Below are 17,885 nucleotides of genomic sequence, written 5' to 3' on the forward strand. Positions count from 1 at the left end.
GGCCCGTTCAGGCTGTTGCGTTGAGATTGAAAATCAACCATAACCCCAAAAGAGTACCGTGGACAGGCACAATAGCCGCTCGCTCCTATGCGGCATGCTCTGCCGCCCGAGTCATGCGGGACAGGCGGACCAGTAGCATAAAGCCAACGACCAGCAGCACGCCAATGGAAAGGACGCCCAGCGACGGGTTGCCGGTCAGCGAGGTGACGACCGACACCAGGAAGGTGCCCATAACGCTTGCATAACGACCAAAGATGTCAAAGAAGCCGTAGTACTCGTTGGACTTTTCCTTGGGGATAATGCGGCCAAAGTAGCTACGGCTGAGCGCCTGCACACCGCCCTGGAACAGGCCGACCATAATGGCAAGCACCCAAAACTCAAAGGCAGTCTTGAGGAAGAACGCGGCAAAGAGCACGATGCCCATGTAGGCGGCGACTGCCACCAAGATCATATTGAGCGTGCCCACGCGGCCGGCGAGCTTACCGTAGATGATGGCGGACGGGAAGGCCACAAACTGCGTAACGAGCAGAGCCAGCACCAGTTGGGTCGAGTCGATGCCCAGAGCCGATCCGTAGCTGGTTGCCATGGAAATAACCGTGTGCACACCGTCGATGTAGAAGAAGAACGCGATCATGTAGACCAGCACGGTCTTATTGTGGGCGATCTCACGCATGGTGTGTCCGACCTCGGAGAACACACCGCCCACGATGTGGCCAATAGTATCCTCGGGACCGCGCTCGCGACCGTACTTTTGCTTATAGGCGCGAATGAGCGGCAGGGTAAAGATGAGCCACCAGGCACCAGTGATGATAAACGACAGACGCGTTGCCAGCATGGTGGGGATGCCAAGAGCGGGGCCACCCATGATGAGCGCCAGGCAGATGACGAACGGCACGGTGGAACCGATGTAGCCCCAGGCATAACCCGAGCTGGACACGGCGTCCATGCGCTCGTCGGTGGTAATGTCAGGCAGCATGGCGTCGTAGAACGTCATAGAAGAGTTAAGGCCGATGGTGCACAGCACGTACACGGTCAAAAATGCCATGGCGGACATTGGGATAGCCTGCGCCAGGCAAAGCACCAGGCCCGTGAGGAAGAAGCCCAAGAAGAACTTGATCTTGTTGCCGGCGTAGTCGGCAAGTGCGCCCAGAATGGGCATGAGCATGGCGATGACCAGCGAGGCGATCGTCTGCGCATTGCCCCAAGCGACCACCAGGTCGGCCGAGGAAGCGCCGGTATTGATGGCGTTAAAGTAAATGGGCACCACCGAGGTATTGAGCAGCACGAGGGCCGAATTGCCCACATCGTACATAACCCAGTTACGCTCGAGCTTGGTGTATTTCATGGACAGGGACCCTTCGTATTTGCCCGATATGCAGTTAGTTCATCGTACCCCAATTGTCCAGAAGCACCGGTAAGGATTCGGCAAAGGGGCACGCATGAGCCCTATTCCTCGCGGTCGAACTCCTCATCGGCATTGAGCACGCGACCGCTGTAATTGACATGGTTGGTCACGGCTTCCATATCGCCGGTCTCGATAAAGCGGGCAACCGTGCACTCGTAATCGAGCAGCGCGCGGTCAAAGACCTCGGGGAAGCTCTCGGTCGAGACTTCATCTGTAAAGGGGTTCTTCCATGCCAAGTGGCCCAGGTTGCCGGTACGCTCGGGCAGCTCGGTCGTCACGCGGTGCGCAAGGCCGTCGAGCAGCGAGTAGTCGTGCACCAAGCCCTCAACCAGCGAGATCGCGCGCGTCTTTGCGGAGCCGGCCGGCTCAATCGCGCGGTAAAGTCGCTGCATATTGGCAACGGCAGCACCGTACTCCCCCGCCGGAATGTCAATGCCGTACACGCGTCCGGCAACATAGCTCATCAGCACGCCGGCCACGCGATTGATGCGATCGGTGGTGACGATCTCGCCCGCCGGCGGGTAATCGTCAACCGTAGCGCCATCGCGTTTAAGCTGCAGCATCAGTACATCCAGGTCGCTCTCGATCACGGCATGGACCTGACTGCTCGAATCCTCAAGCTCTGAATCGGACTCCACGATGCCAAACTGTTGCTCATAGACAAAGGGGTGAGCGTTGCGGTCGAGCACGTAATGAGACAGCAGGCCCAGCGCAAAGGCACGACCCAAGCTGGCGTCGCGCGGCAGCAGATGCGACACGCCATCGCGCAGGCACGCGAACTGGCGAGACATGCGCGACCGATGCATGACCTGCGCCAGCAGCGTGCAGTCGGAAACACGCGGTGTCAGAATGTGAAAGAAAAACGGGTCGGGGCCTTGGTTGCCCAAGATAAAGGCAATGCGCTCTTCATCGGACGTGATGACGCCCTGCGGAAGACGGTCGATGCTTTCCTCGCCAAACAGATGATGGGTGATAAGCGCGGGCATAATGATCCTTTCGATTTCATTCGATGCCACCCATTATGCCCACCGCGCGCCCATGCCAAACCTGCGATGGTAAACGACGGCACGCAAGCCTCTTACGCAAGCCCCAGGTGCGACTTGACCTCGGCGGCACGACGACGGGACACCGGCACCGTCGAGCTCACGCGGTCGAGCCTGAGCTCCATCAACCCCGTGGAGCCAATCTCAACATTGTGCACGTCTTCCAAATTGACCAGATAGCTGCGATGAACGCGAATAAAGCCCTCGGAGCCCAAGCGACGTTCGAGCGAAGAGATCGACTCATTGATCAGATATGTTCCCTCGGCGCAGACGGCGTTGCAAAAATCGGCACGCGCCTCAAAGTAGCAGACATCCGCCACGGGGATGAACACCTTTTTGCCCCCGCGATCCACCGTCAGACGCAAGGGCTGGCGCGGAGCATGGACGACACGACGAACGCCCAGGGCGGCCTCGATCTTATCGAGCGCCTTTGACAGGCGGGCATCCTCGACCGGCTTGACGACGTAATCAATGGCATCGAGGTTATAGGCATCGGCCGCATACTCGGCAAATGCCGTCACAAACACCACGACCGGCGGCGTTTTTAGGTTCTGCAGCGTCTCGGCAAGCTCGATTCCCGAGCGGCCGGGCATCGTGATATCCAAAAACAGCACGTCGGGCTTGTTCGACAGAATCGACTCCACGGCCTCGGTGACATTGCCCGCCTCGGCAATCTGTCCCACACGTGCATCCTTTTCCAGCAGATAACGTAGCTCAGCCCTAATAGGAGGCTCGTCATCAACCACCAAGATGTTCCATCCCTCGGACATATGCGCTTCCCCTCTTTTTTTCTCTCAATCCAACCGCGCGCTACACCTTCATCGGCGCCGGCTCATGCGGCTCGCCGTTCAGCTCGACGATGACCTGCGTTCCCACGCCCTCCTGGGACTTCACGCGCATGCCAGAATCTTCTCCGTAAAAGAAATGGATGCGCTGAAGCACGTTGAAGAGCGCCAGGCCGCAGCCTCGCTTGATGGAGCCGTCGGCGGTAATGCTCTCGGGCTCCTCTCGGCGATGCTGCTCAAACAGATGCGCGCAGACTTCTTCGCTCATACCGATGCCGTCATCTTCGACGATGATCTCCAAGCCGTCATCGGTCTCAAAAGCCCTAACATGAATAGAAAGCGGCTCGGTCTCGCGCTGCGCATGCTTGATGCAGTTTTCGAGCAGCGGCTGCAAGATAAACGGCGGCACCATGCTGTCGCGCACCTCAAAGTCGATATCGACCGAGACGCGCAGACGGCCGTCGCCATACCGGGCCTGCATAAGGTTGATGTAACGAGTGCCCTGTTCCACCTCGTGCTCGAGCGTTGTGAGGGTATCGGAATCGGACAGTGTCTGACGGTAGTAATTGGAAAAGTCGATGAGCAGCGACCTGGCCTTGTCCGGCTCGGTACGCACGAGCGACACGATGGTGCTGATGGTGTTAAACAGAAAATGAGGATCGACCTGCGATTGCAAGGCGCGCAGCTCCACGCGGGCTGTGAGCTCGTCCTGGCGCTCGAGCTCAAAGCTGGCGAGCTGCGTGGAGATGAGATCGGCAAAACCCGAGGCCAACGCCGTCTGGCGCATATCGATGCTGCTCAGGCGGGGATAATACAGCTCGAGCGTACCCACGCAATGCCCGCGCACGGTAAGCGGCGCGACAATGCCGGCGCGCAGGCGGGGAAAATAGCCGTCCGTCTCATTGGAGGCGTCGCGCGAAAATACACTCTGCTCGCCGGACTCGATCACGTTGAGCGTGGTCTTGAGTACAACCGGGGTGCCGGCAGGGCACTTTGCCGAGTCCTCGCCCCAGCTTGCCAACACCTGTTTGCCATCGGTAAAGCAGATGGCAGAGGCGATGGTCTCGGACAGGATAATTTTAGAGGCGCCCAGGGCCGCTTCGGGCGTAAGGCCGCGCGACGTGTAGGCGAATATTTTTGATGCGATGGCGAGCGTACGGTCGGTTGCGCTCGATGTGAGGTCGTCGGGGACCACAAAGACATACGAGAAGAAGAAGCACAGCATGACCAGACCGGCAATAACGACAACGCCCGGAACGGGATTGGGATTATCGGTTAAATCCCAGATAAGCAGCAGGATAAGCGCCGGAACGACAATACCGAGCAGGATGGCCTGAACAACATGCTGGGCCGTACGAAAGACCTTGGTAGAGTTGTAGCTCTTGCCCAGAATCAGCCTGTTTAAATCCACCGTCATCCCCTCTTGTCCTTAGCACCCATAGCAATAAAGAGGGCCGCAAGCGACCCTCTCCATTGCATTATGCAATCAAAAACTGTGTTTTACATCAAGCCATCGACAAACGGTATCTTAGGCGCTGTATTTGTTAGCCTCACCAAAAGTGCCAGCCTCGATGATCCAGCCATCCTTCATGATGACGTCCATGTTGTCGGTGTTGAGCACGTGGATGTCGGCGGCGACGTCACCGTTGACAACCAGCAGGTCGGCGCACTTGCCGGCCTCGATGGAACCGGTCTCGTCCTCGATGTGGCACATCTTGGCACCGTTGAGGGTGGCGCAGGTGATGGTCTCGACCGGAGTGAAGCCGATCTTGTCGACGAACTCGTACATCTCCTCGATGGAGCAGGTGCCGTACGGGGTGACGAAGGAGAAGGAGTCGGAGCCGATCGTCATGACGACGCCGCGCTTCTTGGCCTCGCGCAGGCAGTCGTAGTTGCGCTGCAGCTCCTTCTCGACCAGGGTGCCCTCGTACTTGTCGTGCAGCTCGGGGACGTAGACGGGCGGATAGGTGGCGTACCAGGTGGGCAGGAAGGCGATCGTCGGGGTGAAGAAGGTGCCCTGCTCGGCCATGAGGTCCATGGTGCGCTCATCGATATCGAAGCCGTGAATCAGCTGCTCGCAGCCAAAGCGAACGGAGTCGTAGGCGGCGGCGTGGTTGTTGTAGCAGTGACTCCACACGGGGATGCCGACCATCTTTGCCTCTTCGACCACGGCCTGGATCTCCTCGGAGCAATAGTGCTGGTCGCGACCGGAATCCCAACGCCAGATGCCGCCACCGGTAGCCCAGATCTTGATGGCATCGGGGTTCTCGCGCAGGCGACGACGGACGGCCTTGCGCAGATCCCAAGGACCATCGACCTGGTCGCCCCAGGGATGGGATTCCTTGTTGAGCTCCTGGGTGCAGTGGTGGGAGTCACCGTGGCCGGCAACGCGGCAGAAGCCAAGACCAGTGGCCAGAACGCGCGGGCCCTTGAAGACGCCCTTGTCGATGCAGTCGCGAATCTGGATACCAAAGCGGCCGATCTCGCAGACGGTGGTGAGGCCGTGGGTGAGGCAGTCGTAGGCCTGCTTGACGGCGACGGCCTGCTTCTCGAGGAGCGGCTGCATGACCCAGTCGGTGTCATCGTCGGTCAGGTTGCCCGAGAAGTGCAGGTGGGTGTCGATCAGGCCGGGAAGGACGGTCTTGCCGGCGGCGTCGATAACCTCAACGCCCTCGGGAAGGTCCTGCATAGTACCGGCATACTCGATCTTGCCGTTGTCGTCGACGAGAACGAGGGAGTTCTCGACCGGCTCGGCACCGGTACCGTCGATGAGCTTGCCGCCAACGATTGCATACTTAGTGGACATGGTTCCTCCTTATGGATCCATATAGTGGGCGAGGCCATGTTGGGTTATGGCCTCACAAAGCTACCCAAGTGGTGCCGGGTTCGGTGCGCGGAAGAGAGGGGTCCGCGCACCCGATCCGCCCCGGCTAGGCGTTATTTTTTGCGGGAATTGGTGAAGGCCATGAGGGCCAGGCCAACGGCCAGCCAGCCGATCACGATGCTCCACTCCACCATGTTGAGGGAGGCGGGAGAGAACGGGACCACGAGCAGGCCGATGATGACGGCGCAGGCAGCGACAGCGAGGCTGATGCCAAACTTGCCGCCGGGCACCTCGTAGGGACGAGGCAGGTCGGGCTCGGTGAAGCGCATGCGCAGGCAAGCGAGGGCGACCATGCCGCAGGAGAAGATGAAGGCGAGAGCCGACACGTTGGTCAGAGGGATGAGCATGTTCTTGCCCAGGAACGGACCGATGACGGTGATGACGCCCAGGACGGCGCAGGCGAGCTTGGGAGCGCCGGACTTGGGATCGACCTCGGCGAACTTCTCGGGCAGCTGGCCCTTGCGGCCCATGGCAAGCATGATGCGGCTCGTGGCGCCGTAGAAGGAGTTCATCGGGCCCATGGGTCCAAGCGTGGCGATGACGAGCATGGCCAGGTACAGGAGCATGTTGATGCCCTTGAGGCAGGCAAGCGCGGGAACCGGGCTCTTAACAAACTCATGCCAGTCGAGGATGGTGCCGAACGAGTAGATGCAGACCATGTAGAAGCCGCCGGCGGCCAGCAGGGCCAGGGAGATGATCTTGCCGAACTTGTTCCAGTTGAGGCCCTCGGCTGCTTCCTCAGCCTGCTGAGGAATGGTATCGAAGCCGGCGTAGAAGAACGGGGTCAGAACCAGGACCGACACGATGCCGGCGAACAGGCTGGTGCCCTCGGTAGCGGGCTTGCCGCCGCCAGCACCGGTGACCTGGGAGAACACGGGCATGGCGTGTTCCGGCGAACCGGTGAACAGCGAGACACCCATGGCGAGCAGCATGCCGCAGAGCAGAGCCTTGGTCAGGAAGGCCTGGAGCTTGGCGGCCGAGCTGGCACCGCGGAAGTTGAGGAAGATGACGTAGACTGCAAAGCCGAGCGCGATTAGCGTCGGGAACAGGTAAACGTCGGCGCCCAAGATGGTGTAGAGCTTGACGGCGCGCAGCCACTCAAGACCGGGCAGGCTGCCGAACATCTCGGACACGAGGGTCGAAATGGCGATGGCCTCCCACGGGCACAGGATGCCGTTGCCCAGGGCCAGGAGCCAACCGGTGATGTAGCTCAGCGTACGGCCAAAGCTACGGTCGACATACTCGACGATGCCGCCCGAGATGGGGATAGCAGCCGTGAGCTCACCGAAAACAGCTCCGACGGGCACGAGGAAGATTGCACCCAAGAGGAATGCGATCATAGCGGGAACGGGACCGCCGCCCACGACCATCCAGTCGCCGACCTGCAGGACCCAACCAGTACCGATGATGGCACCGAAACCGATGGTGAAGAAGTTCCAGAGCGAAAGCGTTTTCTTCATGCCACCGTTACCTTCGACTGCAACTTCTGCGTTCTTGTCCGCCATTGTTCCCCTCCTTTCCTTATTGACGCCTCTTTGGCGTCACCCCTTGCGCGGTCTGTTTTGCCGCGCGCTTTTATTTCGTGGCTTTAAGATACGGCCTTGGCACAGCAGCGCCGCTTGTGGCTCGACCGAAGGCAGAACTGCAAAACGAGCGGCGCCGTTTTTGGGACGAACGGAGGAAGACGTCATTCGTCTTGGACGCTTTCATCTTGGCTGCTTTTGAATACCTGTTGCCGTGACGCTTGGCGCGCGGCGCGGCAACGTTCATACCATTTGTCAGGCTTTTGGCGCACATGCCCATGTGTCGTGCATCTTTTTATGTAGGATAGACAAGTTACACATGAGGCAAGGTGATTCGAATGGCATATGGATACAATGACGGCGACCAACGGCCACAAAGCGTGCGCCTTGCCGGCCGCACCACGCCAACGCCCAGAAGCACCTCCGACAACGACAACCCGCAGCGCCCCCAAGAGCAGCTCGGGGCTTCTTCGCGGCAACAAAGCCGTACCGTGCAGCAGTCAGACCGAATGAGTACGAGCACACGCCAACGCCAGACCGACACATCGCAGCCACGCCGCTACGATCGCCGTAAGACCGACTACTACGTTAAGCGCTCCTTTTCGCGACCTCAACGCGATCGCGGCAATTCCGCCCCTCGCCCCGCGTCGCACACCACAAGTCACGCGCTTCCGGCCCGCCGCCTACGCCTTGCGTTTTGCTCCATCGCCGCCTGCCTCGTCTTTGTGTTTTTGGGATCCTGTATCTCTCACGGATCAGCCGGTCTCGAGCCCACTGCCGAGGACAAGCTGCTTAAAGCTCCCGTCGCACCCGGTTACTCCTTTGCGTTCTCGACCCCACGCTCGCAGTGGCAGGCCGGCACCATGCCCCACATCTACCAAATTGACCCCGCATGGTCGGAGCTGCCCTATGCCGGTGGCACTATTCGCGAAAACGCTTGCGGCCCCACTTGCCTCACCATGGTCTATATCTTTAAGACCGGCCACACCGATAAGACGCCGGTCGATATATGCGCACTGGCCGAAGCCGGCAACTACGCCCCCACTGGTGCCACCGAGTGGTCGTTTATGACAGGCGGTGCGTGGCAGCTGGGGCTCAACGGAACACAGCTCTATAACAATCGCGAATCGATTACCCAAGCACTTCGCTCGGGTGCGCCCGTCATCGCCGCAGTGCGCCCCGGTACGTTTACCAACGTAGGCCACTACATCGTGCTCTACGGCATCGACGATGCCAACCAGATTGGCGTCTACGACCCCAACTCGGCCAGCCGCAGCGCCCGCCGCTGGGGCGTGGTGGAGGTCCTCAACGAAATCGAAGCCATGTGGGCCTACTACTAGTCATTGGGCACTCATTGGGGACAGACTTAAATGAGTAGTCCCAGATTGCCAGGAACCGCCGGTACGGAAAGCGCATCCCACTTTGGAACTCAATGGTGAGATGCGCTTTCCGCTAGCGGTCCGTTTGGGAAACAACATCCCGCTTTTCGGCCAAATTCGGGGATGCATTTTCCCGTTGAGGACCTCAAGGGAAACTAGATCCCGTTTTGGACGTTCATTCTGGGATGCACTTTCCGCAGTTGATTGGTGCTACTCATTTAAGTCTGTCCCTAATGACTAGCTGAATAGCAAAAGCCCCGCAGTCGGAGCGGACTGCGGGGCTCATGAAGAGAGGCTAGTCTGTGGGCGCTTTGCCTGGCGCCCACGGGAGAGGCAACAGAGTAGGGACTACTCGTGAATGCGGGTACCGGAGAGGCCGGCCATGGTCTCGGCGGCCTTGTCCAGGGCGCCGATGATGCAGGTGCGGCCCTTGCGGGAACGGGCAAACTTGATGGCAGCGCGGACCTTGGGCTCCATGGAACCCTTGCCGAACTGGCCCTCGTCGGCCAGGCGCTCGGCCTCGTCGGCGGTGAGGTCCTCGAGCTCCTCCTGGTTGGGCTTGCCAAAGTTGATGGCGACATGCTCAACGGCGGTCAGCAGGAACAGGACGTCGGCGTCGCAGTCCTCGGCCAGCAGCTCGCCGCCCAGGTCCTTGTCGATAACGGCGGGAACGCCCTTGTAGCAACCCTTGTTCTCGTAGTCGCGGACGACGGGGATGCCGCCGCCACCGCAGGCGATGACGATGAACTCGTTGTCGAGCAGGTTGAGGATGGAGTCAGCCTCGACGATCTTCTTGGGATCGGGGGAGGCGACGACGCGACGCCAGCCGCGGCCGGAGTCCTCGACGAAGACCTTGGAGGGATCCTCGGCCATGAACTCCTTGGCCTGCTCCTCGGTGTAGAAGGGGCCGATCGGCTTGGTCGGGTTCTTGAACGCGGGATCATCCGGATCGCACTCGATCTGGGTGACGACGGTGGCGGCGTGCCAACGCTTATAGCGCTTGTGCATCTCGCGGCCGATGCCCTGCTGCAGGTGGTAGCCGATGTAGCCCTGGGACATGGCGCCGCACTCGGGCAGCGGCATCTCGGGGGTGCCGATGGCGTCGTGGGCGGCGGCGAAGGCGTTCTGGATCATGCCGACCTGCGGGCCGTTGCCGTGGGTGATGATGATCTCGTTGCCCTGCTCGATAAGACCAAGGAGAGCGTGGGCGGTGTTGCTCACGGCCTCGATCTGCTCGACGGGGTTGTTGCCGAGGGCGTTGCCGCCGAGGGCGACGACAATACGATCGGGCTTGCCAAGAGGCTTAGACATTGCTGGAATCCTTTCTGTAAAAGGCCTACAACCCATTAATAACCCGCGTCCGTGCGATACGCGAGTTTATTAAGGTTTATATTCTCTTTATCGCTCATTTTATTCATTTTGAAAATACCTAAGCGGCGAACGGTCGATTTTACCCGCTCAGCGTAAAGAAGCCCAGTTCAGGCATATCTACGCCATTTACGTGCAACTTTATTTAAATAGAGCAGGGATTAGACCAGATTATGCAAACTATATCTTTGCTAAACACAAAACGGACAGCGCAATATCTTACTCGCACTATACGCGATTCTATACATTAATTTGACGAGTATGCACCCCTGCAAAAACATGGGGCTTTTCATCCAACATAAGGGATAGCCGATCGCGCTTCACCCCGCGGCAAGCGACTGCGAGTTCGCAGTATGGAACTTTACCGTCGGCTTCTGCATGAACGCTGCCGACGCCCTTTCGCTCCTGCGCGCCCAAGCAGCCGAGAACGCTAACGGCGCCACTGTCAACCTGGCCACCCTCAACAACGGCGCCGCCAGCCTTTTCGCAAAGTACCGTGCTGGTTCGCTGGCTTTGAGGCCTAAGTGAGCTTTGCTATTTGCCAATTTTTGTATGATTTGGGTCAAATCTATTTGTCAATTTTTGTATGATTAGGGGCAAATCTATTTGCCAATTTTTGTCAATGAGGTGTTTTAATGCTACGCCGCAAAGTCACTGATAGGCTTTTGAGCTGGAAGAATAACTCCCATAAGGCCCTGCTTGTTACCGGTGCGCGTCAGATTGGCAAGAGCTATGCGATTCGCGCGTTTGGAAAGAGCAACTACGCTTCGTATTATGAGGTCAATCTGCTACTTGATGCCGAGGCAAGAGACGTACTTGTTGGCGCTAAGAACTCCATTGACTTCATCAACCGTGTGGCCCTTCTTGCGGATGCACCGCTTGTTGAAGGAGACACGCTTATCTTCGTCGATGAGATTCAGGAGTATCCGCAGATCGTTACACTTATGAAGGCGCTGGTCGAGGACGGACGCTTTAGCTATGTCTTCTCGGGGTCTATGCTTGGGACTGAGTTTAAGGGGATCTCTTCTTTTCCGGTAGGGTATGTCGAGCACATTGTTATGCGGCCGATGGATTTTGAAGAGTTTTGTTGGGCAAACAGCGTCAGCGAGAATGTGCTTGCAGACATCCGCAGCTGCCTTGTCGAGAGGCGTCCCGTCGAAAATTTTATTCATGAGGCGATGCTCAAAAACTTTAGAGCCTATATCGTTTGCGGCGGCATGCCGGAGGTCGTTCAGAACTATATCGATTCGGGCTATTCGCTCGTGAGAACGCGTGAGCTTCAAATTCAGCTAGTCGATCAGTACAAAAGCGATATCTCTAAATATGCATCGACTCGAGCGTTTAACGTTCGCTCCATTTTCGAGCAAATTCCCGTTCAGCTTGAGGCGGAGTCCCATCGCTTTATCGTCTCGTCTCTAGGCGAGGGAGCTCGTCTTCAAAAATACGAGCAGGATTTCCTATGGCTGGTGAACGCAGGCGTTGGATTGATGGTCCCCCAGGTGACGGAGGCACGAAGTCCTCTCAAGAGGACGGAGAAAACGACGGCCTTTAAACTATACGAGTCCGATACAGGTATGCTCGCATCGCGGTATCCCGGCAGCACGGCACGCGCCGTCTACCTTGACATGAAAACCCCCAACCTCGGCGGCCTCTATGAGAACGTGGTCGCACAGGAACTCGTTGCCCTCGGAGCAGATACGTGGTACTACCAAACGCGTGAGGTCGGTGAAGTCGACTTTGTAATCGAAGGTGCCCGCGGGCATGTTGTCCCAATCGAAGTCAAATCGGGCAAGAAAGTTCGAGCACATGCAGCCCTCGACCGTTTGATGAGTGTGGGCGAGTACAAAATTCCCGAGGCCGTTGTGCTGAGCCACGAAAACCTTTGCAAAGAGGGCAAGATCCTTTACGTTCCAATCTATATGACATTCTGTCTCGATGAGTTTATGGAAAAGGACGACCCCAACAACGATTTCTCGTTTGCACCCATATCCCTCTAGGCCATCTGGGTCCGCAACCAGGTCCCCCTCTATGCCCAAAGCAGCGCGTGGTTTCGCGGCAAAGCCGCGAAACAGCGACCGGGATAAAAGGCCCCACCAACCACGCCCCTCGTTCAGCCCCACAATCCGAGGACGTAGTCGTAGCAGGATCTGAGGTCTAACCTTCGCGGACACTCCGCAGGACGAAAGAACCCCCGCCGCACGTTGAACTGCGCCCCAATTCTTGGACGGGCTAATAAGCGGCCTACGCCGCACATAGGGACTGATTCCGGAATTCCTCCGGGGTCAGTCCCTTCAGTTTAACCTGCCTCCTTCTCGTGTTCCAATGGATGATGTATTCGTCCAGGTCTCTCTTGAAGTCTTCGAAGCAAGGCCATTTTCTTCCGCGAAAGAACTCGTCCTTCATATGGCCGAACACCTGCTCCGTCGCGCCGTTGTCGATGCAGTTGCCCTTCCGGGACATGCTCTGCACCACGCCGGCCTCCTCCAGCCGCTTGCACCACCCGGCCTGCTGGTACTGCCAGCCCATGTCCGAGTGCAGGACCGGTCTGGAGCCCTCGGGCATCTTGGACACGAGCTGGTCGAGCAGCTCGTGCTGCTGGGCCATGTTGGGATGCAGCGACGTGGACCAGGCGACGATCTCCTTGCTGCCGAAATCGTAGACCGGCGCGAAGTAGGCCTTGCCCCAGGGCTGCTTGAACTCGGTGACGTCGGTGCCCATCTTCTCCCACGGCCCGTCGGCGGCGAAGTCCCTGCCGATGACGTTCTCGAAGGTCTTTCCGACCTTGCCCCTGTACGAGTTGTACCTGTGGTAGTCGGTCTCGCGGCGGATCCCGCAGCTGATGCCCATCTCGCGCATCATCTTCAGCGTCGTCTTGTCGGCTATGCGCACGCCCTGCTCGGCGCGCAGGCACATGGCGATCTGCCTGTGGCCGCACCCGTTGGCGGTGCGCGAGAATATCTCGGCGGCGGCCTCCCAGAGCTCGGGCCTGGTGGGAGCCTTCGGGTGCGACAGCGCGTAGTAGTAGCTCGACCTCGCCAGGCCGGCGCACTCGAGCAGGTCGGCGAGGGGGTATTGCCCTGAAAGCCCGCTCACGACCGCGGCCTTCTCGCCGTTCGAGAGCGTTTCTCCGCCTTCAGGGCGATCGATTTTTTTAGGTAGGCGTTCTCCGCCTCGAGCCTCTTGATCCTGCGCTCGAGCTCTTGCTCGCGCGTCGTCTCCCCGGACGGGGAGCCGGACCCCCTCGGCCTCCCCCTGGGCTTTGGCCTGAGCGCCTCCGGGCCCTCCTCCCTGTAGGCCTTCAGCCATTTCTTGAAAGGGCTTGGCGAGGCTATCCCGAACTTCTCCATGGCCTCGGGCTTCGTCATGCCCTCGTCGACGACCGCCCTGACGGCGGCCAGCTTCGTCTCGAACGAATAGGCGGTGTGTTTCTTTCCCATCATGGCCAGAACCTCGATACCGGCAGACCTGTAGGTGCACAGCCATTCTCTCACGGTTTCCTCCGGCATCCCGAGAAGGGCCGCGATCGCCGCGCGGCCGTGCCCCTCGTCGTGCAGCTCTGCCGCTCGCAGTCTCATCCCGACGTCGTACAAAGCGTTTCCAGCCATAAAAAAGCCTCCCATTTCTTGTGTCCAAGAAATGGGAGGCAGTTCACGTAGTGCGCAGCGGGGGTTCTTTCATGTCCGAGGACGTCCGCGAAGGTTAGCCCTCAGATCCTGCGGTGGGAGACCTAGGCCTCGTTGTACACCGTCTTGAGCTTCAGCAGGTGCTGATAGCGGTCCATAGCGGCCTGCTCATTCTCCTTGAAGAGCTCCTCGGCGCGCTCGGGGAAGGAACGCGTCAGCGAAGCGTAACGGGCCTCGTTCATCAGGAACTCCTGATAACCGCCCGCGGGCTCCTTGGAATCGAGTGAGAACTTCTTGCCGGCAGCAGCCTCGGGGTTGAAGCGGAAGAGGTTCCAGTAACCGCACTCGACAGCCTTCTTCATCTCGGCCTGGCAGTTCTGCATGCCGCCCTTCTTGATGGAGTGCATCTCGCAGGGGCTGTAGCCGATGATGAGGGACGGACCGTCGTAGGCCTCGGCCTCGTGAATGGCCTTGAGGGTCTGAGCCGGGTTGGCGCCCATGGCGACCTGCGCCACGTAGACGTAGCCGTAGCTCATGGCAATCTCGGCCAGGGACTTCTTCTTGGTCACCTTACCGGCAGCGGCGAACTGAGCGACCTGGCCCAGGTTCGAGGCCTTGGAGGCCTGACCGCCGGTGTTGGAGTAGACCTCGGTGTCGAAGACGAAGACGTTGACGTTGTGGCCGGAAGCCAGGACGTGGTCCAGGCCACCGAAGCCGATGTCGTAGGCCCAGCCGTCGCCGCCGAAGATCCAGAAGGACTTCTTGGTGAGGTAAGCCTTGTCGGCGAGGATTGCCTTGGAAGCGTCGCAGCCGCACTTCTCGAGCTCGGCAACGTAGGCAGCGGCAGCGGTCTTGGAGGCCTCGGCGTCGTTGACGGAGTCGATCCAAGCCTGACCGGCGGCCTTGAGCTCATCGGACGGACCATCGGCAGCGATGATGTCCTGGGTAGCGGCGATCAGCTTGTGCTGAACGGCCTCATAGCCAACGGCCATGCCCAGACCGTGCTCGGCATTGTCCTCGAACAGGGAGTTGTTCCACGCCGGGCCGTGACCGTCCTTGTCCTTGCAGTAAGGAGCGGTGGCAGCGGGGTTACCCCAAATGGAGGAGCAGCCGGTGGCGTTGGAAATGAACATGCGGTCGCCGGCGACCTGGGTCACCAGACGTGCATAGGCGGTCTCGGCACAGCCGGCGCAGGAACCCGAGAACTCCAGGTAGGGCTGCTTAAACTGGCTGCCCTTGACGTTGGCCGCGATGAGCTCCTTCTTCTCGGAGACGTTCTCGACCATGTAGTCCCAAACGGACTGCTGGTCCATCTCCTGCTCGGTGGGAACCATCTCGAGGGCGCCCTTGGGGCAAACCTTGACGCAGTTGGTGCAACCCATGCAGTCGAGCGGGGACACAGCCATGGTGAACTTCATGCCCTTGGCCTTGGGGCCCATGGCGTCGAGCGTGCGGGTAGCCTCGGGCGCGGCGGCAGCCTCGTCCTCGGTCATCGCAAACGGACGGATGGTGGCATGCGGGCACACGTAGGCGCACTGGTTGCACTGGATGCACTTGGTCTCGTCCCAGTGGGGAACGACCACGGCGACGCCGCGCTTCTCGTATGCGGAGGCGCCCAGCTCAAACTGGCCGTCGGCGCAATCGACAAAGGCGGAAACAGGCAGGCTGTCGCCGTCCATGCGATCGATGGGCTCGAGCAGGTTCTTGACCTGCTGGGCGATGGCGGACTTGGTCTCCTCGGAGAGCTCGACGGGAGCGGCATCCTCGGCGGTAGCCCAGTCGGCCGGAACCTCGAACTTACGGAAGGCGGTAGCGCCGGCATCGATGGCCTTGTGGTTGGCGTCGACGATAGCCTGGCCCTTCTTCATGTAGGACTTGGTAGCCGCGTCCTTCATGTACTGCAGGGCGTCCTCGGCGGGCAGGACCTTGGCCAGCGCGAAGAAGGCGGACTGGAGCACCGTGTTGGTGCGCTTGCCCATGCCGACCTTAGCGGCCAGGTCGATAGCGTCGATCAGGTAGACGTTGACGTTGTTGTTCGCGATGTAGCGCTTGGCCACGGCGGGCATGTGCTCGGCGAACTCCTCGTCGCTCCACTGGCAGTTGACCAGGAAGGTGCCGCCCGGCTTGACGTCGCGGACCATCTTGAAGCCCTTAACGATGTAGCTGGGGTTGTGGCAAGCGACAAAGTCGGCCTTGGTCACGTAGTACGGCGAGCGGATCGGGGAATCACCAAAGCGCAGGTGCGAGACAGTGACGCCGCCGGTCTTCTTGGAGTCGTACTGGAAGTAGGCCTGGACGTACTTGTCGGTGTGGTCGCCGATGATCTTGATCGAGTTCTTGTTGGCGCCGACGGTACCGTCGCCACCCAGACCCCAGAACTTGCACTCGATGGTGCCGGGGGCTGCGGTGTTGGGCGCATCCTCGGCCTCGGGCAGGCTCAGGTTGGTCACGTCATCGACAATGCCGATGGTGAACTCGCGCTTGGGCTCGTCCTTCTTGAGCTCCTCGAAGACAGCGAACGCGGACGCGGGAGGCGTGTCCTTGCTGCCCAGGCCATAACGGCCGCCGACGACCTTGATGCCCGTCTTGCCGGCCTCGTAGAGAGCGGAGACGACGTCCTGGTAGAGCGGCTCGCCGATGGAACCCGGCTCCTTGGTACGGTCCATGACGGCGATCTTCTGGACGGTCTCGGGGAGAACGTCCACAAAGTGCTTGATGGAGAACGGGCGGAACAGGCGAACCTTGACCAGGCCGACCTTCTCGCCGTGAGCGTTGAGGTAGTCGATGACTTCCTCGAGCACGTCGCAGAAGGAGCCCATGCACACGACGACGCGATCAGCATCGGGAGCGCCGTAGTAGTTGAACAGGCCGTAATCGGTGCCGAGCTTCTCGTTGATCTTCTTCATGTAGCCCTCGACGACGGCGGGAAGCTCGTCGTAGACCTTGTTGCAGGCCTCACGGTTCTGGAAGAAGATGTCGCCGTTCTCGTGGCTGCCGCGGGTGTGCGGGTGCTCAGGGTTGAGCGCGTGATCGCGGAAAGCCTGGACGGCGTCCATGTCGCACATCTCAGCCAGATCCTTGTAGTCCCACATGGCGACCTTCTGGATCTCGTGGCTGGTGCGGAAGCCGTCGAAGAAGTTAAGGAACGGGGTCTTACCCTCGATGGCGGCAAGGTGAGCCACCGGCGAGAGGTCCATGACCTCCTGGACGTTGCCCTCGGCGAGCATGGCGAAGCCGGTCTGACGACAGGCCATGACGTCGGAGTGATCGCCAAAAATGTTCAGGGCGTGGGAAGCGACGCAACGCGCGGAGACGTGGAAGACGCCCGGGAGCTGCTCGCCCGCGATCTTGTACATGTTCGGAATCATCAGGAGCAGACCCTGAGAAGCCGTGTAGGTGGTGGTCAGAGCACCGGCGCCCAGCGAACCGTGAACGGTACCGGCTGCACCTGCCTCGGACTCCATCTCGACGACCTTGACCGGGGTGCCGAAGATGTTCTTGCGACCCTGGGCCGCCCACTGGTCGACATGGTCGGCCATCGGGCTGGACGGCGTAATGGGATAGATTCCCGCTACCTCGGTGTACGCATACGAAACATATGCGGCCGCCTCGTTGCCGTCCATAGACTTAAACTTACGCGCCATATACCCCTCTCCTCTCATATAGGTATACAGGCCCCGGCGATCGCCGGGATGTTGGCGTGATGGGATTTACGCTGTTGCTTCCAATCATCTGGCAGGCAGGCTCAGCAGCAGGTACGTGGCGTGGAGAGAAGACATGCCGAGGCGAGGGGCAACTGATGCGCCCCACAGACCCGACCGCCCGTCTTGCACATGACCGAGCGCCGCAAAGGCCGCATGCCGGATGCTCCCGGG

13 protein-coding genes are annotated in these 17,885 nt (G+C 59.7%); 3 read left to right on the forward strand and 10 right to left on the reverse strand.

Annotation, left to right across the window (positions count from 1 at the left end; translation table 11 throughout):
• Positions 1–85: 85 nt before the first annotated feature.
• From DW661_RS03830 to DW661_RS03855, 6 genes are all read right to left on the reverse strand, one after another.
• Positions 86–1,345 carry an MFS transporter gene (locus DW661_RS03830; protein WP_117770287.1) on the reverse strand — a complete coding sequence of 420 codons (1,260 nt, stop codon included), beginning with the start codon at positions 1,343–1,345 and terminating at the stop codon, positions 86–88.
• A 101-nt stretch (positions 1,346–1,446) separates the two neighbouring features.
• Positions 1,447–2,391 (reverse strand): zinc dependent phospholipase C family protein, encoded by a 945-nt coding sequence (locus DW661_RS03835; RefSeq protein WP_117634430.1) that lies wholly within the window; start codon positions 2,389–2,391, stop codon positions 1,447–1,449.
• A 92-nt stretch (positions 2,392–2,483) separates the two neighbouring features.
• Complete coding sequence (locus DW661_RS03840) at positions 2,484–3,218, reverse strand: LytTR family DNA-binding domain-containing protein (protein ID WP_117716143.1); 735 nt, start codon at positions 3,216–3,218, stop codon at positions 2,484–2,486.
• A gap of 40 nt (positions 3,219–3,258) precedes the next feature.
• Positions 3,259–4,644: a histidine kinase gene (locus DW661_RS03845; protein WP_233504650.1), complete on the reverse strand. Its 1,386-nt coding sequence runs from the start codon at positions 4,642–4,644 to the stop codon at positions 3,259–3,261.
• 117 nt (positions 4,645–4,761) lie between these two features.
• Positions 4,762–6,039 carry an amidohydrolase family protein gene (locus DW661_RS03850; RefSeq protein WP_117770285.1) on the reverse strand — a complete coding sequence of 426 codons (1,278 nt, stop codon included), beginning with the start codon at positions 6,037–6,039 and terminating at the stop codon, positions 4,762–4,764.
• A 131-nt stretch (positions 6,040–6,170) separates the two neighbouring features.
• A complete protein-coding gene (locus DW661_RS03855; protein WP_117646630.1) occupies positions 6,171–7,622 on the reverse strand; it encodes an APC family permease in 1,452 nt (483 codons plus the stop codon).
• Between the two features lie 527 nt (positions 7,623–8,149).
• Between DW661_RS03855 and DW661_RS10295 the strand changes: the two genes are divergently transcribed.
• Positions 8,150–8,980 (forward strand): C39 family peptidase, encoded by an 831-nt coding sequence (locus DW661_RS10295; RefSeq protein WP_233514984.1) that lies wholly within the window; start codon positions 8,150–8,152, stop codon positions 8,978–8,980.
• 387 nt (positions 8,981–9,367) lie between these two features.
• Here the strand turns inward: DW661_RS10295 and arcC are convergent, their stop codons facing one another.
• Positions 9,368–10,330 carry a carbamate kinase gene (gene arcC, locus DW661_RS03865; RefSeq protein ID WP_006235166.1) on the reverse strand — a complete coding sequence of 321 codons (963 nt, stop codon included), beginning with the start codon at positions 10,328–10,330 and terminating at the stop codon, positions 9,368–9,370.
• 435 nt (positions 10,331–10,765) lie between these two features.
• Between arcC and DW661_RS10145 the strand changes: the two genes are divergently transcribed.
• Both DW661_RS10145 and DW661_RS03870 read left to right on the forward strand, forming a co-directional pair.
• Positions 10,766–10,915: a hypothetical protein gene (locus tag DW661_RS10145; RefSeq protein ID WP_156333784.1), complete on the forward strand. Its 150-nt coding sequence runs from the start codon at positions 10,766–10,768 to the stop codon at positions 10,913–10,915.
• A gap of 107 nt (positions 10,916–11,022) precedes the next feature.
• The gene (locus DW661_RS03870; RefSeq protein WP_117634440.1) at positions 11,023–12,384 is read left to right on the forward strand and encodes an ATP-binding protein; all 1,362 of its coding nucleotides are present in this window, start codon (positions 11,023–11,025) and stop codon (positions 12,382–12,384) included.
• 244 nt (positions 12,385–12,628) lie between these two features.
• On the opposite strand, the gene DW661_RS03875 is transcribed toward DW661_RS03870, so the two are convergent.
• The 3 genes from DW661_RS03875 to nifJ form a co-directional block, all read right to left on the reverse strand.
• Positions 12,629–13,534 carry an IS3 family transposase gene (locus DW661_RS03875; protein ID WP_233504648.1) on the reverse strand — a complete coding sequence of 302 codons (906 nt, stop codon included), beginning with the start codon at positions 13,532–13,534 and terminating at the stop codon, positions 12,629–12,631.
• On the reverse strand, positions 13,477–13,992 hold the full coding sequence (locus tag DW661_RS03880; RefSeq protein WP_117583281.1) for a helix-turn-helix domain-containing protein: 516 nt from the start codon (positions 13,990–13,992) through the stop codon (positions 13,477–13,479). Before DW661_RS03880 ends, DW661_RS03875 begins: the two co-directional genes overlap by 58 nt.
• Positions 13,993–14,114: 122 nt before the next feature.
• Positions 14,115–17,654 carry a pyruvate:ferredoxin (flavodoxin) oxidoreductase gene (gene nifJ, locus DW661_RS03885; protein WP_118934719.1) on the reverse strand — a complete coding sequence of 1,180 codons (3,540 nt, stop codon included), beginning with the start codon at positions 17,652–17,654 and terminating at the stop codon, positions 14,115–14,117.
• Positions 17,655–17,885: the final 231 nt, after the last annotated feature.

The organism is Collinsella sp. AM24-1 (assembly GCF_003470325.1).
Classification (GTDB): domain Bacteria; phylum Actinomycetota; class Coriobacteriia; order Coriobacteriales; family Coriobacteriaceae; genus Collinsella.